Consider the following 21,038-nt stretch of genomic DNA (forward strand, 5'->3'; position numbering starts at 1 on the left):
CACAAAATTTTATTAATTTCATAATACTGTTCTTTTTTATACTAGTTTTCAACAATACAAACAATTCCCGTTATCCAGTAGCGAACTTTTTCCCTTTGGACACCAGCGTGGCTGCGTTTAGGGGCAAAGTAGATTGTTTTGTAACAAAAACGAACATTTATGTTACAAACATTCTCTAAAAACACTTATTGACAAATAATGTATTGCTATAACCTAGTTTTACATGTATCTCGGCTGAACTCCTAATTGGTTTTTATTTTAGTAAAGGTAATTTTTCACCAGTAAAGATATTTTTTCCTTAGTAAAGATATTTTTTCCCTCAACACAAATTTTGTCGAAAGGGAAAAAAGTCCGCTACTGGCAAACCGCATAAGAACGGGATTCCTTGAATTAGTTGCACACTTTTTTACCTTTTTTGTTAACATTTTCACAAAAATAATTATATACTTGCTCTTATTTTACAGCTATATAATGTTTACAACACAGCTATTCGTTAAATAAGAATTTAATGTAAAATTGAAATAACCCGGATTCGCCCCATGCCCATCAACTTAAGAAAATAAATTAAATCCCAAAAATAAAATATGAGTCCAATGCCTCGGCATTGGACTCATTTCTCTAAACTTAATGGTTATATGCATGGAGATATATTTTTCAGACAACAACAGTACTCGAATAATATAGTGAAGCAAGTATCGCTTTATAATACACTAGTACTTTAAATGTTAATTTATTTTTGTTATTCCCTCATTTTTTCTGCAATGGCAAGATTACGTAAATAATCTAATAAAGGGCGCACTTCCTGTGGAGCTGTTATATCGGTAAATAAGAAGGACTTTTTCTTTTTATCATCTTCTATCCTAAGCTCGTAAAGAAAAGCATCCGCTCCTTGGATAGTAGCAACCTCTCCTTGACTTAATTCGAGGCTGAAAAGATTAGATTGCTCAATTAAATCTAATAATTCTTTCGTTTTTTCCTTTGGTAATTCATCCGTATCTGTCTGAAAGGTTAAGTCAAAGTTAGCAATTCCTCCTGAACAGCTAAATTGGATATACATGTTAATTATTGAGCCTCCACTTCATGATAAAGCCCCCAATTAATAAGGTAGTCCAACAGCTTTAAAAGCAGATTCTACAGTTTTGGCTGCTGTTTTAGGAACTTCTCCGCTATCAACAAGTTTTTGTGCTGCTTTGATAACAATTTGGACGAATTGATTAAAATTTGTTGTTGCAAATAAGCTTTGAATTGCAGTATACCATATCAAGGCTGCTTTATCTGTTCCAATTTCCATGGATACAAGATAAAACACCTTATTTGGTATACCACTATTAATATGAACACCGTGGTGATCGCGATCTCCTTGATAATAGTTTTTCATATGATCGGGTTGCATATCCTTACCCATTAGTTTGTTGTCAAATGCAGTACCGGGTGCTTTCATTGAACGAAGGGCTTGTCCTTTTAGTGTTGGCCCCATTATATCAGCACCAATTAGCCAATCTGCATCTTGTGCTGTTTGCTTTAAATAAGCTTGTTTAATTGCAATACCAAATACATCCGAAATATGTTCATTCAAGGCTCCGGACTGACCTTCATACTCTAATCCGTTAATGAACTGCGTAATACCATGTGTAAGTTCGTGCCCAATGACATCGAGTGAATTTGCAAAACTGGTAAAAATAATTCCATCACCATCACCAAACACCATTTCATCACCATCCCAATAGGCGTTTTGGAAATTGTGGCCATAGTGGACGTTCAGAATGAGATCCAAACCATTGTCGTCAATAGAATTACGATGGAACACATTCTTGAAATAATCACGCACAATTCCAGCATAATCATACGCATGGTCGACCACGGTATCTCCACTTGATCTGTCTCCTTCTTTCCTAACCTCATTAACCCGAAGTTCTGTTCCTCCTTTACAATCGTATACATGGCGAGCAGATTCACCTCGTGGTCCTGTTCCTGCATCAGTTAAGGCAACAACACCATTAATATCATATTCCTTCAAGATTCTGCGTTTTCGAATATGCCGACTTTTTGCTAAGCTGATTCGTGCAGCTTCTACTTCGTTTTGAGCTAAATTCTCTAAAATATAATTAGGTACAATAAAACACTGGCAATTTTTATGCGAACAACGTTTTGTATGCAAATTTACCACCCTTTCATGATAATAAATGACCTCCCCATTAACCTGTTCTTATTGCATCAGATTTAAACATTTTATTGAATAAATTCATTAGGGATGTAGATATATGTTCATTAACTAAAAAGATTTTAATACTCTCAAATACAAAAACGTCATTCTTTCTAAACAAGCTAGATTAGAAAGAATGACGTTTTTGTATTTTGTTTTTTTAGTTGATAGATATGTACGTATGGTGAGCCCTATAAGGAGTTTTTATCATTTTCAATAAGCTGTTTATTCATAAATATATTTTTCCATCACGAAACTTTACTCCTTAACATTAAAAATGGGTAAAATGCAGAGAAAGTTAATATATATTAATTTTTTTAGGAATAATAAATTGGGTAAAAACCCATTATTAGGAGGTAAAGCTATGCCTGTAAAAAATTACGGTGTATTAAAAGGTATTGCAATTGAAAAAAATGAAGAAAGAGAAGATAAAGAATCTCCTCATTATCAAATTCTTATGATAGGCGAAGACAATATAAAATATAGAATTGCTGTTAATGCAAAATCTATTTCAGGACAACCCGAACTCTTATATTTAGTCGATGAAAAATTCAATGCATCAGCAATTACAATTCTTCCTACAATGGATGATGGCTATACGTCAATTAATGAAAATAATAAGGAAATTGCATTAGATTATATACGTAGCCATTTATTCGATCCCTCAAAAATGAAAACATTACCTGCCGATCTCGAAGGTGAAAACAATGATTTAAACGATTTACTTAATAAATATATCCCGAAAGCTATAAAGGAAGAAGCAACAATATATATTTACGGATCAAAGTTTGGTCCTGAAAAAAAAGAAGATAAAGTTTTTCATTTTCAACCAACAAATGGTATGCATAATGTTCATATGAACCAAGGAAATGAAGATAAACCAGGAGATAAAAAAGATTTTTCAGGTGATAACGGAATATACCATGATGGAGGAATTTTAATTCAATATAAAGATAATCATTGGGTTGGTATCTTTTTAGCTTTTCAATCTCAGTCATGGTGTACAGATAACCGAGGCTATCCAACAGAAATTTGCGATCATACACAAGCTAATACTAAAAATTAATTATTCTAACTACAAAAAGTCAAGTATAATCACTTGACTTTTTGTAGTTTATTCAACATAAACTTTTGTTTAAAAGGTAGCATCGGGGCTGGATTGGAGTTAATTCAATTGCAAAAAATTAAAATACCTGAGGCCACCATAGATACCCATCAAGTTAAAAAATTGTGATCGAATAGACCACAATTTAGCATTTTATCCTCCTCTTTTCTCCTAAATGTAAAGGGTGCGTGTGTAAGTATCAGCTGTAGCCGTAAAAGACTTCATCGCACGACGATTTGTCCCACCCGACTCGTCCCAACACCGAGAGAATGCCTCATCAGGGAGGTAGGTGTGGTAAGCATCTCCTTCCCATACGTACTGATAACCTTTGTCGTGGGCGAAATAGTAAAATGTTCTATTCTTAGTTGGCCCGGTAAACACGGTTACCGTTGATCTAGGATTAATTTTCCACCAGCCTTCTTTTCTCCATTTGCTACCAACACAACTTTGATCCTCGAAGGCGATGGCTACCCACAAGTCTCTTCCAGTGTCGTTCTCAAATATAAGTGGCATTATTGTTACTCCTCTCCGTTTTGTCTTGGCGATGTGTTACAGAGTTAGGGACAGAAACATGTACATCACTTAAACCCTGATGATGCCCAGATGTGCCCTTATCTCTATCTCCACCATAGGTATAACTTGAAGATACTGATCCTGTAGGGATTCGGTTTATATCATAAGTAGATGCTATATACAAAGGGTTTGTTTTATAATGCTGATATGGAATCTCATATCCATAAGGTAAATTCAGATTAGGTCCAGATGAATGTACATAATATGAACGATGCATAGAAAATCTCTCCTTTTTTAAGTTGGTATTTATTTACATCATATTTAACTGTCTATGTTTTAGATGATTGTCTATGTATAATTAGAGAAATCGCCTAACAACAAGACGTCAAACCAATCAAATAAGGATCCATCTTTTTGTTGTGTTTAAAAAACGACCTTTCCATTTCCGGAATCTACATTATCTTGGATTTTATGTCAAAATATTAGCAAGGCTCCATACCCCGAGGGATTCTTCGACGTTGCATCTCCAAGTTCTTCACATCTTCCATGGTCTTCACCTATATACACCAGGTTCGACTTCCCTTCGTCTTATCGCTAGGTTGCTTTTGACGAGGCGGCAAGGTTCACTTTATGTTACGGTCTGCTGATTCGCTCGCACTTCTACTAGAAGTTACTTTGTCACAGGGCTTCAACCTTAGGATTTCTCCACCAGTTGCCTGTCAGCTACTAGGCGACTTGGTTCTTACCTAGACTGGACTTTCACCAGTAAGCAGTGCCAAGCTTAGCTGGGCACGCTATATAAAAAAAGCATGGCATAAGATTGCCATGCTTTTCCTTCCATTAAAATACTTCTCTTACATTATTATTTTCCTATTATAATAACGCAAGATTTTATTAATTTCGTGATACTGTTCTTTTTTATACTAGTTTTCAACAATACAAACAATTCCCGTTATCCAGTAGCGAACTTTTTTCCCTTTGGACATTTATTGTCAAAAGGGAAAAAAGTCCGCTACTGACAAATCGCATAAGAGCGGGATTTCTTGAGTTAGTTGCACACTTTTTTATCTTTTTTGTTAAAAATTTCACAAAAATAATTAAATACCCTCTTTCACTAGTGTCGCATAAATAAGTTCTGAAATTTCCGTTTTCTTACTGTCTCTTTTTAGAAGAAAAACGAAAACACGCAAACAGAGGTAGTAAACATCCATTTTTTTACTATAACCTACGACTTGTACGACAACGACTTGAAAACCTTTATGGAACGCTATTCCCCCGAATTTTCCGGATCCACCTGTGTGCTGGTTTCCATAAAGACGCTTTCAAATAGCGACTAATTTGTAAATACGTTTTCTTACTATTTATGTAAAGCTGCGCCAGCACATTTAAACAGTACCCAATCATCGCGATATACACTTGGTTGTGTACAGCTTGCTCGCTATGACCGTAAAATTTCTTGATGTTTAAATGTTGCTTCATCCATTTGAAGAAGAGTTGTCGGGTAAAGAACTGGCGCGGTATCGGTTATGACCCGTTTCCAGCTCCTCCCCATAAGAACTGCTCGTGAGGTTTTCCCTCAAGCAGCTCACCCCATAAACTTCATCAAAGGGTTATGAGACCTATCAAATGGCAGACACTTTCATCGGTATCCCTCTGCACTTTTGAGGGAATGGACTTTCCAGCCCCAGTACACCATAGAGATATTCATTACTCCATCTCTGCCATCCGATGCTACGCTTTCGTTGCCGTTTCCTTCTCGTCAGCAATGTGCGGATTTTCATCTCCGTATAGTCACGCACTTCGCTAAATGCTCCGCTGGAGTTTCCAACCCGAAAGTAGTTCACCCATCCTGTTAGTACGGCATTGATTTGTTTTACTAAGTCTTGTGCTGGTTTGGCTCCTGCGTTTTGAATGAGTTCGCGAATTTTTGCTTTCACTGCCGTACGGGCTTTCTTCTTTGGGGTCATGCATATGAAGTGTCGGGTTTTATTTCGGTTCAGTACTCGCCTGAAATCAAATCCCAGAAAGGCAAAAGACTCTCCCTGTAAGACATCGACCATCCGAGTTTTCTCAAGATTCAGTTCAACTCCCAAAGGCTCCAGTTTTTCCTGCAGTCGTCGCAGTGCCAGTTCAGCCCACCCTCGTTTACTGGAGGCCACTGAAAAAGTCCTCATAGTTCAAAAAGTGAAAGCTTCCTCGATGAAATGGTTGATTTTTCTTTTGTGCTAGAGGAATTAAAGGATAAATATTGTCTCGATAACGGTCGCAATGCAGTGCCTCCTGTTCGTATGTTCAAATATTTATTGTTAAAATCTATTTTTGATTTATCTGATGTAGATGTTGTTGAACGCTCAAAATATGACATGTCTTTTAAATATTTCTTAGATATGGCACCAGAAGATATGGTGATCGATCCTAGTTCATTAACGAAGTTTCGCAAGCTTCGTCTAAAAGATGTTGGATTACTTGACATGCTTATCCAAAAAAACAGTGGAAATCGCATTAGAAAAGGACTTGATTCAAAGTAAATCTATTATTGTTGACGCTACGCATACAAAAGCACGATTCAATCAAAAATCGCCAAGAGAATTTTTAATGGAGAAATCAAAACTACTCCGTAAAGCGGTTTATCAAATCAATGAAGGAATGAAAGAAAAATATAAGTGAAAATCAAAGAGATACCTATTACTTTAATATAGAAAAATGTAAACGATGCCCTTTCAAAGAAGGATGTTATAAAGAAGGTGCAAAATCAAAATCGTATTCAGTCACTATCTACTCAACAGAACATAGTAAACAAAAAAATTTTCAAGAAAGTGAGCTGTTCAAAGAAAAATCAAAAGAACGCTATAAAATTGAAGCTAAAAATAGTGAACTCAAACATAGGCACGGGTATGATACGGCATCTTCCTCGGGTCTCATTGGCATGCAAATGCAAGGAGCGATGGCAATATTCGCTGTTAACTTAAAACGAATTATGACCTTATTAAAAGGAAAACAGTAACAAAAGTCGCCTTTTTTGTTTTACATATGTTTTATGAGATGAAAAACGGAAGTTTTTCAGTGGCCTCTAAGAAAAAAGGGTCCATAACCTACTGTATACAGATGATGGACTTCTTTCTGTTTTCAACATATTGATAAAATGCATGTTATTTTTTCAAAGCGATCACTTTTTCAGTGCCTTCGTATTCTACCGGAGCCATTTTTTTAGTGTCCACTGATAGCGATTATTGTTATAATCCCCCATATAGTCCTTTATGACGAGCTGAAGGGATTCAAATGTTTGACAAACTTTATAATCTAATTCATCTTTCATATGTCCAAAAAAGGATTCCATTGGGGCATTGTCTAAACAATTTCCTCTACGTGACATAGAGTGTCTGATGCCCATTTCTCTTACACGTCGCTGAAATTCAGGATGTGTGTAATGGATGCCTTGATCTGAATGTAGAAGAGCCTCAGGATGAATGGCATCTCCTAACCTCTCTTTCAATTTATCTAATGTTTGATAGACGATATCCATTTGTAAAGAGGAAGAGAAATGATAGGCTAAAATCTCTCGTGTCGTACTGTCTTTTACGCACAATAAATAAGCTTTCTTCCCTTTCCCATAAAATAAATATGTGATATCGGTTAACATACCTTTTTCTGGCTCTTCTTGATTGAATTGACGTTGTAAAAGATTCGGACATGTTTTGTGTTCTTGTGTCGCTTTTGTGATGTGTTTATAAGGGTTTGCATGACGAACTCTTGTCATGAGATTGTACTTACACATAATACGATAAATACGCTTGAGATTCATACGAATCCCCTTTGTCTTTTCCAACACCATTTTGATGAAACGGGCACCACATTTTTTCTCTTTTCGATTAAAAATTTCTTGGATCCATTCATAATCTTTTTCATCATTTCGTTCCTTTTCCAGGTGCTTGTCTGTTTGATGAAGCCATGCCATAATATCCACTTCGACTTACACCAGCTAGTTCGCAAAAATAACGCACCAGACGCGGGAACTTGAAGCGACGAATCGTTTGTTAAATCAATGTATATTTTTCACGTGGTGTTAACGTTTCTTCTGTAACGCCTGCCTTTCGAGTTCGTCTAACTTTTTAAGAATGCAAGTTCCGCTTCTAGGAATGCAATACGTGCTTCTGCTTTCTTAAGCTTCTCATCAGACGATAGCGATTTTGTGGAAGGACGTCCCGTACTCTCTTTTCCGCGACGCTCTGTATAAAACCCTTCTTCGTCAAATTGTTCATATGTCTTTCTCCAACGCTTTAAACATTGATGTGGCTTCTTTTCACCGATGACGTCTAAATCGAATTCATTTTCTAAAAAGATTTGATTTGGACCTTTCCCTTTTTGATTTTCTCTCACAGCTCTTATCTTAAAATCTGGACAATAACTAATCGAACGTTCTGATACTTTCATAACATTTTTATTCTTCTCTAATTGTTTCATTTGGATTTCATTAAAAATAATTTTACTCATTTTCCGTACCTCACTTCTATCGTTGTCTCCATTATAACGAGGGTTGCTTATAAAAATACACAAAAACCCCGAATCATGGACTTTTTTTAAGTGTCCACGATTCGGGGTACAGTTCAAGGCCAAATAAAAAACACCTCTTATATCGTATTTAATTAGAGACGAATATATGGAGGTGTTTTTGTTTATGGGCATTTCAAAATATTAGTTTGGTTTTTATGAATTTACATCGAGAGAGGCAATCTATTTCATTCATCTATATCGCTTTATACAAATAAATTTTCCAAGCGGATGTCTTTGTTGTAAACACTTTCTCAAGGGATAAATTGTTTTCTACTGCATTTTCAATAGGGACAGCAGAAAACATGTATCGACCACCCATTTTTTTAAAATGCTCTATATTTAGTTGTAAATTTTCCAAGCGTTTTTTCGAGTTTTTCTTAAACATATAGTGTTTTCCAAGTTCATCAGTGAAAATATAACAGCGGCCACCCCACTCGTCAAAATACGTACGAATCGTTTTATTTTTCCCTAATTCCTTCTCGATTATTTTTCGAAATTCATATTTATATGATAGCGGATAAAAATTGTTATATGTATCAAGTGTATAGAATCCGTTGTACTGAGCGATAGCAGGATGTAAACCAATACTAGCGACACGGTACTGCTTCAAAGGTAAACCGATATACTCTTTTATATCCTGAAATTGTTTTTCTGCAAAAAATTCCTTTACTGAAGGTTTACTTTGAAAAATAATTTCCTCATTAAAAAAGCTTAACAAAATAATTTGAGCTATCACAAAACCTGTCACAGCGTGTCTCCATATTTTCCCCTGTAACCATAAAACTTTTAATCCAAGAGCAAATAAAACATAAATAACTAGCGGGCGCAAAAAATGATAACGTGCAAAATTAAACGTATCCAAAATGTGAAAACGTTTTGTTAATGGAAGCCAACCTTTATAAAACCAAAAAGCATACCAAATTGACAATGCTATGTTAAACCAGAACAAAAAAACAAAGACTTTTTCTTGCTTCCATCGCCTCTTGGAAATGATAAAATACAACGCAATAAGTATGACAGGTAAAATAACAAATGTATGGACTGTCATGACATGGTTGTGTCCTAAAAGAAAATTTTTCACTGTAAGACGGAGAGACCGCCATAACGATAATCTTGCATGAAAATATTCATCTCTGCTGTTAGGTGCAGTGGATAAGAAGAAGGAAGATACTAAGCGATATTCTACAATCATGTAAATGAGTGTCATATAAACAATTGAAAAAAGAAAACGAAAGTTCCATTCTTTCTTTATTACTACGTCCACTAACCAAAGAATCCCCATCCCGCTTAAAAAGAAGAAAAAACCTAAAACAATACTCGAATATAGAGGAATAAGAGTGAGTACGAAATAGTTCTTCCACGACCTTTCCCCTTTTCGAATATTTAAAAATGACCAAAGTGCAAGAGGCATTCCGAGAGTACTAAGCATTCCTGACGGCCAAAAAGGAGTAAGAGCAAAAGCCAATGAAACTCCAACCGAAATGACCATCCATTCCTCTCTAGGTAAAAAATGATGTTTTAAAAGAAGATACATCCCTATAAAAGCAACCACTCTTGTAATCGTCTGACTTAATGCATACGCAATCATATTTGGAAAAAAAGCATACAACCAAACAATACCACTAAATTCCGTGCTAAATGCGTTTCTTGATAATTGATTGTTTATCACTTGTGGAATTGTAGCATCAATCGGACCTATTATCTCCCCGCTCCTTGCCAAAACCTTATACCAGGACAAATTGGAATCAAGATTATCATGAACGCGAATATGCGCATTTTCTCCAAGAATAAATAAAGGAGACAAATAAAGAATGAGTATAATTGCTGCAAAAACAAGTAACTTTTTTTCTTGGTTGTTCTGGATTGAAAACATTCACTACACCTCAAGGAATTCTTAAAAAGTTTACTTATAAAATTTCCAAAACGAAAGAAATTATCCCCCTAGTAATCAAGTTGCTATCAATTTTTCTACCTATGAAATATATTAATGCCATTGATATCGTAGTTAGAATAACATTCACAATAGGTGGAATCATATAACTTGTTCCAAATATTTTGAAGAAAACACTTAAAAATAATGAGTATCCGAAAATATGTGGAAATAATGCTACATACCGACTCTTAATTTGGAAATTTGCACTTAAAGCTTCCGCTGTATTATAGAAAGTTGCATAATCGACAAGTGGTTCAATTTTGTACAAACAAATCCATGGTACTTTCACTACAAAACAAGTAAGTAGTAATATAATGAAACATTTCTTTTCATTTAACTTTTCAAAATATAAAGAACCTTTTCTTAACATAAAGGTTCCTAACGTACATAAAACTAGAAAACCCAATAATAAAATCATATAATTATCTTTTTTTATATCTGTAAAATAAGTAAATATTAATACCGCAGCAAAAATCCCATAGAGAGCATATATAAAACGTGTTAAAAAATTAGAAAATCCTTTTAAAAGTGTAAACAACCTTGCCACTCCTTTATTTGTCTTCAGTTCCGATGTCATACAATTAGCCACTGCATATACTTGACTTAAATAATAAATCGTAAAGTAATCATCGATTTATACAAAAAACTTAAGATGGGCATTTTACATATATTTACTATATTTTTTTATAAAAATGAGGATACTACATTATGAAGAAATTTTTAAAGTTTAGCTTAATAGAAGTATTAAATACGCTTATCACAATTATTAGCTACATATTGCTCATTAAAATTGGTGTGAATTACCTTATCGCTAACTGCTTTGCTTATTTAATTGGTGTTGCTAACAGTTATTATTGGAACAAAAATTGGGTTTTTGAATCGAAAAATAAAGATTTATCATTATTTTTTAAATTCCTAACTGTAAATTTAATTGGATTAACTTTTAATACAATTAGCCTGTTCATATTAGTTGATAAACTTTTCATAAATAAGTTTATCTCACAAATTTTTTCTATCGGTGTTGGTATGATTATGAACTTTTCCTTAATAAACTTTGGACATTCAACAAACAAAACCATTTCCAATAAATTAATATATATTGCTGTTACAAGGAGGATAAAAACTTGGAGAAACTTATTTCAATCATCGTTCCTATGTATTTTGAAGAAGACGTAGCACAAGAGTGTTATAATCGCTTAAAGTCTGTTACGCTACAAAATAATATTAATTATGAATTTGTCTTTGTAAATGATGGTAGTACCGATCGGACAATGGAAATTTTAAAAGGTATTTCAGCCGAAGATCCTCGTGCTAAAATCGTAAACTTTGCTCGTAATTTTGGACATCAAATAGCTGTAACAGCAGGAATTGATGTTGCCAAAGGTGATGCTATCGTAATCATTGATGCTGATTTACAGGATCCACCTGAAGTTATCCCAGAACTTATTGCAAAATGGGAAGAAGGTTATGAGGTTGTTTATGCGAAAAGAAAAAAGCGTAACGGTGAAACTTGGTTTAAACTTGTTACAGCTAAATATTTCTACCGCTTCTTAAATTACATGTCTGATATCGATATTCCTAAAGACACAGGTGACTTCCGCCTTATCGATCGTAAAGTAGCAGATGTATTCAAACAAATGACAGAACGAAATCGTTTCGTACGTGGAATGATGTCTTGGATTGGATTCCGCCAAACACATATTGAATACGAAAGAGATGAACGTTTTGCGGGTGAAACGAAGTATCCATTAAAGAAAATGATTAAATTTTCTTCAGACGGTATTATCGCATTTTCTACAAAGCCACTAAGAATGGTTATGACTTTAGGTTTAATCTCTGTATTAATTTCTATTGCAGTTTTAATATACTCAGTTATCGTTAAAATTATTGAACAAGACATCCAAACTGGATGGGCTTCTCTTATGGTTGCCATCACATTCTTCAGCGGTATGCAACTGCTAGGTCTTGGTATTGTTGGTCAATATATCGCTCGTATTTATGACGAAAGTAAGAACCGACCAATGTATGTTGTAAAAGAGACTGTGAATATAGAAGAAGATGATGTAACTTTATACAATAAGGAAAAAACAAATATATCTTCAATATAATAAAAAGGAGTGTAGCATGTGTATCTCACTGCCACACTCCTTTTTATCATTTAGATTAAATGAAGAATTCTATCTAGCATTTGAGCCACTTACTATTCAGAGTACTGCCAAGCCCCATTTTGAGCAAAATAATGAAATTGCCCATCAATTATATCCCAACCTGTATACATGTAATAACAATGAGGATTTAAGTAGTACCATGAACTTTCTTCTTTTAACCAGCCATTTTTACTTTGTATAGCTTGTTGTACAGTATTGCTATTCTCAGCTTGTACATTTCTTTCCCCATAAAAAGAAGCTGACACTAATAAACTAGCAGCTATGCAAATTGATAGTATTCTTTTTTCATACGACAAAATTCCTCTCCGTAATATATCATTCCTTACTTTAACAATAAGAATGGATTTTTCTATGTTTTCAAAAAAAATAATAATAATTCTCTTTATTCTATATTTTAATAAAAGCATTCTTTTTTATCCAAAGTTCACTACAATAGATGCAATAATAACGGTTCTGGTGCAAATATATGAAGTAAAGTCCCGAAAATGCGGATTTACAACGTTAAGCTCATTTCTCAATATAAAATCCCTTGTTTAACAACGTTAAGATATTTGAAACAAGTTATATTAGACATTATGAAGTCTTTATTATTAGGGATAAAAGGATAAAAAGTACACTGTACACTTATGGAAAATGTTTGTGGTAATCATTTTTGGTAACATCGTAATCTATTTAAATTAAGCACCTTAATAAAGGCTAAATCAATTACAAAAATTATGGTTTTTGGTAAAGAGATTATAATTGTTTTTTATGAATTTGGAAAAAATTTCAGATGTGGCGGTTCATTCACCGAACCTTTCATGTATTCCTATAAAGTACTTTCTTCAAATGAAACATAAAAAGTCTCAAAAACCTTATGTTTTTTGAGACTGAATAGGTGCGTCGCTTACATTGTACCTTCTTTTGACATCAAAAATAAAAAGTACTCCATTAAACAGAAGCACTTAAAAAGTTTCTGAGAGTAAACGAAATAAGTAAAATTCTCTTTTTCATTGTCACCCCTTATGTTTGAACAGATTTTTCTGTGCTAACAGATCGTTGTTTCTTCATGAACATAAGTAACATAAATACAGTTATTATCGAACGATAAATATGAAATGACACTGTTAATTCACACCTAGATGCAAAACCTTTCCCTTGAAATACAGGCGTAATTTCAAGCTCTGGTATATCAATAATATGCATATATTCTCCAACAACTCCGACAACCATTCCTTTTGCTGACCACGCAAATCCTGTTACGATTCCAGTACTAGCTGCATCCCCTGTTCCAATTTGTGAATGCCATCTCCATTGATTGATTTTAACTTTTTTCAGATTTTTTTTAATTACAGAATGAATCTCTTGCAACTTTTTTACTATCTCTCCAATGCTATCGAGCTGTGCCATTACTTTATTTTCAATACCGCCTTCTTCTTCTGCTTTTTCAATTTTTTGTCCAGTCTTTTTTTTCTGTTTTTCCATTCTTTCTAACACATCAAACGTATATTTAATGTTCCATATTTTCACTTGTAGTAAACACTGTTTTTCCATTTCAGAATATAAAAAAGTAACTTTCAAGGATATTTTCAAAAACAATATAAACAAAATAAGCAATAGAACAATCCCAATTCCGATTACAAGCCACTTCATGCCTATCATCCTTTCATTCCATATCCATTATCGACATGTTCAAGGAATATTATACGAATTCAGAAAATTGCGCATCAGTGTATTCTTCTAATCGAAGAAAGTTGTGTGGCGTTCTATATAAAAATTTTTTTGTTGTACAATCAAGATACTTAGGTAAATAGCATGGTTAAAATGATAATTGTTACAAAGAACAAAAAACTGCACGAGTTTTGAACTACTGCCATAAACAAAAACACCTCCATATATTCGTCTCTAATTAAATACGATATAAGAGGTGTTTTTGGTTTGGCCTATTCTATTGGATCACTTTTTATATTTATGAAGTAACAGTAGGCTAATAATAATACTTATATTATTCTGTTATTGATTATTATTTTCTTGAATTTGTTCCGAAGGTTCTTCAGTTGGATCTGGCTCATCCTCATCAACGCCATTGCAACCACACAGAAAACCTACAGATAAAATAGTAGACATAAGAGCAAGTAAATATTTTCTTTTCTTCACGTGATTATTGCTCCTTTCAGGTAAATATTTATGCTATTATCATCTACTTAAAAAAAAAGAATATGCTGAAGTTTTTTCAGCATTTTTTTCCTGTATATCAAATTAGAATCAAATCCAATTATTAAAAAACTGGAATCACTTAGATATCTGTAAGTTTAATGTAAAATATGAAATAAGGTTAACAGCCCTAATTACCCTGTATACGAAATTGTGTTTTTTCAAATACTTGAAGCAAAACACCTTTCAATAGGAGTGAAAAAAGTGATAAGAAACAAAAGTACAGTGATTCACCCATTTTTATTATTGGTTGTTACCGCAGTTTTTATATGGTCTGTTATTAATCCTGCAAGATACTCAACATGGGCAGCGGAGGCTATTCCAGCCGTTCTCAGTCTAATCATTATAATTGCAACGTACAATAAGTTTCGCCTCACCACTCTCTCCTATATGATTATTGCAATATTAGCCATTATAATGTTTGTCGGCGGTCATTACACATACTCAAAGGTTCCTCTTTTTAATTGGATAAAAGATATTTTTGATTTAAATCGAAATCACTACGATCGATTTGGACATTTGATAAAAGGCTTGTTTACAATTGTGATAAGAGAAATATTATTGCGGAAAACTCAACTAACCAAAGGTCCTTGGTTAGTTACGATTAGTATAAGCATTTCGCTTGCTGTTGCTGCATTATACGAAATCATCGAATGGTTAGCTTTTAAAATAGCAAAGGGAGGAAAAGCAGTAAAAGACTTTTTAGGCATGCAAGGCGATATATGGGATGCACAATGGGATATGTCACTTGCCTTAGTGGGTTCGATTCTTGCGTTACTCACCCTTTCAGCATTACATAACCGGATGTTAAAAAAGAATTAATAAAAGAGTAAATGTAGAGGAATCTGTGTAGCATTGTCATGTATTGATGCAAACAGAAGATAGTAATTTCATAAACGGAATTATAGAAGAAATAAATGAGCAGTAACGATGCTAGTACCAGAGGAAATGGAAGTGTAAGAGCAGGACGAAGCACTCCCATTCCAAACTTTTTTAAGATTATTTTTATATCTTTACTATTATCTTTAAAATCTTTTCCCCCGCCCTAACAGGCAGTAAACCCTCACCTAAATGTTCAGAGGAATCAAAGAAGAAAGATGAGGGTCACTGCTCCTATTTGTGGTGAATGCCAACAGGGGCGAATCCCCACTGTTGACAGTTTCACTTTATTCACGAGACATCTACTTTTTTACTGGTAAAGAAAAAGTTTCTTCTCTATTCATCTCAGTATGGATAAAAACAAACTGCTTAATCATTTCATTTAACCCTTTCGCTGCTTTTGTAGGAATTTGGTGCTTTACGTTATCAATGAATTTTAATTCATTACATAGCAATTCTCCATGGAGTAGTTTCGCGTGAGCATAAAATGATTTATCTTTCTTACCATAAACCAACAAAACCGGAACCTCAATGTTTCTAAGCTGATTGGTACAGTTATAGTGCAAACTATAACGATAATACTGCTCGATATTTTGGGCATTTCCTTTTCGAGCTTCTTTAAACATTTTTCTGAACAATTTATGGGTATTTGAATTGCCCCATGAAATAGACAATGCTAAAAATGAAACTGCCCCTGTTTTCGCTAGCTTCACGCCTAGTGAAATCTTATTCTTTAGATATCCATCCCTCACTTCTGACATTCCTCCGATTAGAATCCCTCCTAATGCCCTTTCCGCGCAAGTTAACAAAAATTCTAATGCGATAGAGCTACCGGTTGAATATCCGCATATGAATGCTTTTTCGACTTTCAAATGATCCAATAAACGTCTAATATCTTCGGCAATCAGTGGATAGGTTATCGGTTGTTTTGAATACTGACTCCTTCCATGTCCTCTAATATCAAAAGCAATCACTTTAAACTTTTGGGATAATCCCTCTATTTGGTATTCAAAATTCACACAAGTAAGTACAGGAGGATGAATAAAAACAATAGGAACCCCTTTTCCCTTAACGGTATAATACAGACTACTACCGTCCACATTCAACATTGGCATGTATGTAATCACCTCAACAATCTGAAATCATTCCTAACTTTTCTCTAAAGAAAAAAGTAACTTTCAAAAAATGATGCATAATAAAAAATTGATGTGAGTATCTAAGCATTATCTATTCGTTATTACTTCCTTTATAATTTGTGAAGGCTCTTTCGTAATAAGCTGTCGATGATATTCTGTTATACGTTCCTGATAACATTGGACCTGATTTTTGTTTTGAAAAAAGGAATATATTTGCTCCTCAAGTGTCTCTTTTTCATCTTTCCATTTATTTAAATAGAAAATCACACCTAACTTTTTTAGTTGTTGTAAATTAATTTCCTCTTGCCCTGGTAGTACATGATAAATAAAAATAGGTTTTCTTTTAAATAAACTTTCACTTATTGTTACTCCTCCAGGTTTAGTAACGATTGCATCTATTTGATCGTAGAGTTGGTTCATTTTTTCCCTACATGTAATATATTTTAAAGGTGTTATGTTATCTCGCTGTAATTGTTGAAGTTTTTGATATAAATTGTCATTTTTCCCGCATAACACATAAAAGTGAATTTTTGTTTTCGTTCCTATTTTGTGAATTAAATCTGCTATTGCTCCAACCCCTAAACTTCCACCGGTAATTAAAACTGACAATGCAGAAGAAGAAAAGTTTACTATATGCTCTTTTTGTTTTTTTATTTTTTTATGAATAGGAATTCCTGTTATAAAAATTTGTTCATTACTTATTCCTTTGTTTTTTAAAAACTCCTTCATATGATGAGACGGTACAAAATGAAAATCAATATTTTTAATGCCCCAACAACTATGAATGAAATAATCTGTATATACATTTATAACTGGTGTTTTCAGTTCATCTTTTTCTTTCAAATAATTTAATATGTATGAAGGCAAAGCATGAGTGCAAATGATCAGATCCGGTTGTTTATCTCTTATTAATCTTCTCATGAATGGTACAAACAGAAGTTCATATAATCGATAACGTTTGTTCTCTTCGACATTTTTGTAGACAGAGTTTTGGTATATCCAATTATAAAAATTAGGGAATACTTTAATCCATTTTAAATAAACATTTGAAACCAATGCTTCTATTTTTCCGTAACTATACGAGAGAATATCCACTTGATCACATTTTATATTGAATTGATCCTTTTGTATTCCTTCCATTAATGCATGTGCAACTTGGTGATGGCCTGATGGAATCTGTAAAAATGGCAAAAACAAGATGGTCTTTTGTGTTGAATTTTGTTTCATAAATCACCTCTTGAGGTACACTTGACGATGTGTTTTTTTATTAGCTTTTGTTATTATGTGGCACTTCTCCTTTTCTATTCTGGCAACCATTTAGAATAAATTACATACAAAATGAAAAGATTTTTCATGTATAATTTTTATAAAAGGAGTGATGTAATGAAAATTTTATTATTATCCATTTTATTTATTATTCTTTTCTATCTATTCAAAAAAGCTCACAAAAACACGACTGATGTTGTGACGAATAGAGTTCAAATAAATCAAAAGCACATTCACGAACATGATCCAAAATTAAACATTCTACACCTTTCAGATATGCATCTCGAAAATATTTCTATTTCCCCAGCTCAGCTTTATGAAAAACTAAAAGATGAATCAATTGATTTGATTGCGCTTACTGGAGATTTCCTTGACCGTAAACGTACAATCCCTAAGCTTGCTCCATATTTAGAGGCATTAAATCAATTACAGGCAAAGTATGGCATATACGGTGTTTTCGGTAACCATGATTATGTATTACATGAAAAGGACTTACAAAAATTAAAAGAAACACTTGAACAATATAACTGTAAAGTACTGCAAAATGAAAATCATGTCATTTATGTTCAAGGTAAACGTGTAAATATTATTGGTGTTGATGATTTTAGTACGAAACGTAGTGATTTAACAGCTTCTTATAGAGGGATTAAACAGGGCACGAATGTAGTATTAACCCATGATCCAAATATTGTACTTCATATGAATGAATATCATTTTGACTATTTACTAGCTGGCCATTTTCATGGTGGTCAAATTTGTTATCCAAAAGCTTATCACCTTGCGAAAATGGGTAAACTTGCAAGAATGAACGTTATAAAAGGACTTCATTTGCAAGATGGAAAACCTTTTTATATTAGTGAAGGACTAGGTCAAACAGGAGTAAATATTCGAGTTGGAAGTAGACCAGAAATTACATTGCATCAACTATCAATATCAACAGTTACAATTGAAGAACAACACGCAGTATAAACTATAAAAGCTGTTAACGGACCTCGTTAACAGCTTTTATAGTTATACTTCAATCATTATGAATGTAGAATAAAAAATCTTATAATCTTTTCAACAAAAGTAATTAACATTTTCTTTTAGCAATTACATCTTGAGATTCACAATTATATATTTGTAATAATTTTTCCTTAGACATAAATAAATATTTTGGTGTGGAAGATATATTGTTCTTTATCATTTTGAAAATCGAATCTTCATTAGATAATAAACATATTGGTAAAAATGCCAACCATTTAAACCATTTATAAAAAGGATTAGAAATAGCAACAAATTCAAAACCTAATCGGTCAGCTCCTCTGTTTAACATTGAAATCCCAATTATCCCTTTAATCTCATCTGCCCTGGAATGATTTTGAATATATGATTCAAGACTAGGCAAGGATTTTTTAACATGTTGATAAATAAATTTCCCTTTTGTAATGTCATTTTTAACGGACTTCATTTCATTGATTAAACGAACATTATGTAAATGAATTTTAACCAAGATATCATTCTTATTGATCTGTGTACCATCAGAAAGAATAACATGTTTCCCCTTGTAACGAGTCAGTCTTACACGTAAAATATTTTCTTTGTGAGTTTCGTTATGAATATAAGTTAAGCGAGTGAATTTATAATATATTGGATCAAGAAAATTCCAAACCAATAATACATAACTTTTCATTTTGTTTTCATTTCCCTTTTTGAATTTTTGATAACACTATTTTGCATATTTTAATAAATAATATTTAGGAAATCTTAGGGTTTTCAGTAAAAAAAATCAAAAAGGATTAGTATAAGTTGGCATCATAAATTTCTATAAAATATTGCAACATAAATTATGTGAAATTGAACTTAGTGTTTCTTTTTCCTAATTATTTTTTACAGGGGGCAAAAAATGAATATTCTTAACTTCTTGATATCATTATTCAATTCTGGAAGAAGGACTCAGCAAGTGTTTAAATTATTTAGAAATAGACGAAATAATAGAGGATGGATTTGGGTTTCTTTACTAGGCTTAGGAACAGTTTTTGGTGTAGTAGCAACGCGTAATTCAAATATGATGAGACCTATCCAACGTATGTTCCAAGGTGTTCAAAATACAACAAGAACATTCGTTCCATCCAAAGTAAATTTGGCAAATATGGAGTTTGCCAATGAAATTACGCCTAACAACCAAAAGAAACAAGGGAATCAAAACTAATAACTATCGCGAATAATAAAAAACTCGTCTTTTAGTCACGAGTTTTTTATTATTCTTAATGACTCTATAGCTGTATCGAATCAGGTTTTCCATTTTATTGTGCAACTTCACTTCGTTTTTAAGAACCATCTAACATGGCTTATTCTGTACGATTCGTTTAGTATTTTTTAAATCTTAGTCAATGTATTCATTCTATAAATATACCTAAAATTTGGAAATTATACTTTTGGTAGAAAATAGCTATTATAAATAGTGAATTCATGATTATAAGGAGGAATTTAATTATGACAGTAATTACTAAGCTCAAACAAACTATTTCTGGATTAAAAAGTGCTCAAGCAAGTTTAGAAGGATTTGTTCTTGATACTGACAATCAGCAAGCAAAACAACTGTATCAAAATGCAGCTCAGCAAGCACAGACAATTATTGATTCTTTAGAACCACGTGTTCAGGAGGTTCAACAAGAGGAGCCTCAGTATAATCAATAAACTGCAGTAATCTTCAGATCTTTGGCAGAGGCCGGATCATGGCTAGATTTATATATCTAGAAAGTATTTATACTTTTTAGGCTAATTGAAAAGAGATGATTTAATTGCATCCTTTTTCTTTAGGTAACAAATCAACAAATAACAAATTTTTCATATCTTATATAACAGTGAGCAAACCCCAATTTCTTTTTGTTAACTATTATTAACATCCAAAATGCCGACTTGTTCCACATTTAAATGAACCAGATACCTTATTATATAGAAGTTTTTTACTTATAGCGCTTGCTTTTCACAAAGCACTTTTATAAAGTGCTTTGTCAGGCTGTGGAGAAAGCCTTCTCCACAGCCTGTTTTTGTGTCTGAACATCTTTTTATCTGTCAACACTGATAAAAAAGATGCAAAGGAGCGATG

Annotated in this window: 17 protein-coding genes and 6 pseudogenes; 8 read left to right on the forward strand and 15 right to left on the reverse strand. The window is 33.2% G+C overall.

What is annotated here, in order from left to right; genetic code table 11:
• Nucleotides 1–739 precede the first annotated feature (739 nt).
• Both Q9306_RS22770 and Q9306_RS22775 read right to left on the reverse strand, forming a co-directional pair.
• Entirely contained in the window at nt 740–1,057 is a 318-nt protein-coding gene (locus Q9306_RS22770; protein ID WP_306202638.1) for a protealysin inhibitor emfourin, read from the reverse strand.
• A gap of 39 nt (nt 1,058–1,096) precedes the next feature.
• On the reverse strand, nt 1,097–2,158 hold the full coding sequence (locus Q9306_RS22775) for a M4 family metallopeptidase (RefSeq protein WP_306202640.1): 1,062 nt from the start codon (nt 2,156–2,158) through the stop codon (nt 1,097–1,099).
• A 409-nt stretch (nt 2,159–2,567) separates the two neighbouring features.
• Between Q9306_RS22775 and Q9306_RS22780 the strand changes: the two genes are divergently transcribed.
• On the forward strand, nt 2,568–3,269 hold the full coding sequence (locus Q9306_RS22780; RefSeq protein ID WP_306202642.1) for a YukJ family protein: 702 nt from the start codon (nt 2,568–2,570) through the stop codon (nt 3,267–3,269).
• Between the two features lie 210 nt (nt 3,270–3,479).
• Here Q9306_RS22780 and Q9306_RS22785 read toward each other — a convergent pair whose 3' ends face one another.
• The 4 genes and pseudogenes from Q9306_RS22785 to Q9306_RS22800 form a co-directional block, all read right to left on the reverse strand.
• The gene (locus Q9306_RS22785; protein ID WP_306202644.1) at nt 3,480–3,821 is read right to left on the reverse strand and encodes a DUF1036 domain-containing protein; all 342 of its coding nucleotides are present in this window, start codon (nt 3,819–3,821) and stop codon (nt 3,480–3,482) included.
• A complete protein-coding gene (locus tag Q9306_RS22790) occupies nt 3,805–4,098 on the reverse strand; it encodes a hypothetical protein (RefSeq protein ID WP_306202646.1) in 294 nt (97 codons plus the stop codon). Before Q9306_RS22790 ends, Q9306_RS22785 begins: the two co-directional genes overlap by 17 nt.
• A 980-nt stretch (nt 4,099–5,078) precedes the next feature.
• Nucleotides 5,079–5,318, reverse strand: a pseudogene (locus Q9306_RS22795) (IS4 family transposase); the annotation flags it as partial.
• 142 nt (nt 5,319–5,460) lie between these two features.
• Nucleotides 5,461–5,974 (reverse strand): annotated as a pseudogene (locus Q9306_RS22800) (group II intron maturase-specific domain-containing protein); the annotation flags it as partial.
• A 42-nt stretch (nt 5,975–6,016) separates the two neighbouring features.
• Here Q9306_RS22800 and Q9306_RS22805 point away from each other — a divergent pair.
• Nucleotides 6,017–6,825 (forward strand): annotated as a pseudogene (locus Q9306_RS22805) (transposase); the annotation flags it as partial.
• 186 nt (nt 6,826–7,011) lie between these two features.
• Here Q9306_RS22805 and Q9306_RS22810 read toward each other — a convergent pair.
• The 3 genes and pseudogenes from Q9306_RS22810 to Q9306_RS22820 all read right to left on the reverse strand — a co-directional run.
• Nucleotides 7,012–8,312 (reverse strand): annotated as a pseudogene (locus tag Q9306_RS22810) (IS3 family transposase).
• A gap of 253 nt (nt 8,313–8,565) precedes the next feature.
• Nucleotides 8,566–10,245 (reverse strand): DUF6044 family protein, encoded by a 1,680-nt coding sequence (locus tag Q9306_RS22815; RefSeq protein ID WP_306202648.1) that lies wholly within the window; start codon nt 10,243–10,245, stop codon nt 8,566–8,568.
• A gap of 88 nt (nt 10,246–10,333) precedes the next feature.
• Nucleotides 10,334–10,843 (reverse strand): annotated as a pseudogene (locus Q9306_RS22820) (glycosyltransferase family 39 protein); the annotation flags it as partial.
• 170 nt (nt 10,844–11,013) lie between these two features.
• On the opposite strand from Q9306_RS22820, the pseudogene Q9306_RS22825 reads away from it, so the two are divergent.
• Nucleotides 11,014–11,393, forward strand: a pseudogene (locus Q9306_RS22825) (GtrA family protein).
• Between the two features lie 36 nt (nt 11,394–11,429).
• On the forward strand, nt 11,430–12,413 hold the full coding sequence (locus Q9306_RS22830; RefSeq protein ID WP_306202651.1) for a glycosyltransferase family 2 protein: 984 nt from the start codon (nt 11,430–11,432) through the stop codon (nt 12,411–12,413).
• Between the two features lie 92 nt (nt 12,414–12,505).
• Here the strand turns inward: Q9306_RS22830 and Q9306_RS24745 are convergent, their stop codons facing one another.
• From Q9306_RS24745 to Q9306_RS22845, 3 genes are all read right to left on the reverse strand, one after another.
• The gene (locus tag Q9306_RS24745; RefSeq protein ID WP_371932430.1) at nt 12,506–12,652 is read right to left on the reverse strand and encodes a hypothetical protein; all 147 of its coding nucleotides are present in this window, start codon (nt 12,650–12,652) and stop codon (nt 12,506–12,508) included.
• Between the two features lie 823 nt (nt 12,653–13,475).
• Entirely contained in the window at nt 13,476–14,114 is a 639-nt protein-coding gene (locus Q9306_RS22840) for a DUF2953 domain-containing protein (RefSeq protein ID WP_306202655.1), read from the reverse strand.
• A 351-nt stretch (nt 14,115–14,465) separates the two neighbouring features.
• On the reverse strand, nt 14,466–14,609 hold the full coding sequence (locus Q9306_RS22845) for a hypothetical protein (protein WP_176546755.1): 144 nt from the start codon (nt 14,607–14,609) through the stop codon (nt 14,466–14,468).
• A gap of 261 nt (nt 14,610–14,870) precedes the next feature.
• Here Q9306_RS22845 and Q9306_RS22850 point away from each other — a divergent pair, with 261 nt between their 5' ends.
• On the forward strand, nt 14,871–15,488 hold the full coding sequence (locus Q9306_RS22850) for a DUF2238 domain-containing protein (protein ID WP_306202658.1): 618 nt from the start codon (nt 14,871–14,873) through the stop codon (nt 15,486–15,488).
• 359 nt (nt 15,489–15,847) lie between these two features.
• Here Q9306_RS22850 and Q9306_RS22855 read toward each other — a convergent pair whose 3' ends face one another.
• Both Q9306_RS22855 and Q9306_RS22860 read right to left on the reverse strand, forming a co-directional pair.
• Entirely contained in the window at nt 15,848–16,660 is an 813-nt protein-coding gene (locus Q9306_RS22855; RefSeq protein ID WP_306202661.1) for an alpha/beta fold hydrolase, read from the reverse strand.
• A gap of 108 nt (nt 16,661–16,768) precedes the next feature.
• Nucleotides 16,769–17,908 (reverse strand): MGDG synthase family glycosyltransferase, encoded by a 1,140-nt coding sequence (locus Q9306_RS22860; protein ID WP_306202663.1) that lies wholly within the window; start codon nt 17,906–17,908, stop codon nt 16,769–16,771.
• Between the two features lie 156 nt (nt 17,909–18,064).
• Between Q9306_RS22860 and Q9306_RS22865 the strand changes: the two genes are divergently transcribed.
• Nucleotides 18,065–18,916: a metallophosphoesterase gene (locus tag Q9306_RS22865; RefSeq protein ID WP_306202665.1), complete on the forward strand. Its 852-nt coding sequence runs from the start codon at nt 18,065–18,067 to the stop codon at nt 18,914–18,916.
• A gap of 103 nt (nt 18,917–19,019) precedes the next feature.
• On the opposite strand, the gene Q9306_RS22870 is transcribed toward Q9306_RS22865, so the two are convergent.
• Nucleotides 19,020–19,619, reverse strand: coding sequence for a YkoP family protein (locus Q9306_RS22870; protein ID WP_306202667.1), 600 nt, complete (start codon nt 19,617–19,619; stop codon nt 19,020–19,022).
• 213 nt (nt 19,620–19,832) lie between these two features.
• On the opposite strand from Q9306_RS22870, the gene Q9306_RS22875 reads away from it, so the two are divergent.
• Nucleotides 19,833–20,138, forward strand: coding sequence for a hypothetical protein (locus Q9306_RS22875; RefSeq protein ID WP_306202669.1), 306 nt, complete (start codon nt 19,833–19,835; stop codon nt 20,136–20,138).
• 284 nt (nt 20,139–20,422) lie between these two features.
• Nucleotides 20,423–20,626, forward strand: a complete 204-nt coding sequence (locus Q9306_RS22880; protein WP_033678948.1) for a DUF1657 domain-containing protein — start codon at nt 20,423–20,425, stop codon at nt 20,624–20,626.
• Nucleotides 20,627–21,038 lie beyond the last annotated feature (412 nt).

This window comes from Bacillus multifaciens (genome assembly GCF_030756675.1).
Taxonomy (GTDB): domain Bacteria; phylum Bacillota; class Bacilli; order Bacillales; family Bacillaceae_G; genus Bacillus_A; species Bacillus_A multifaciens.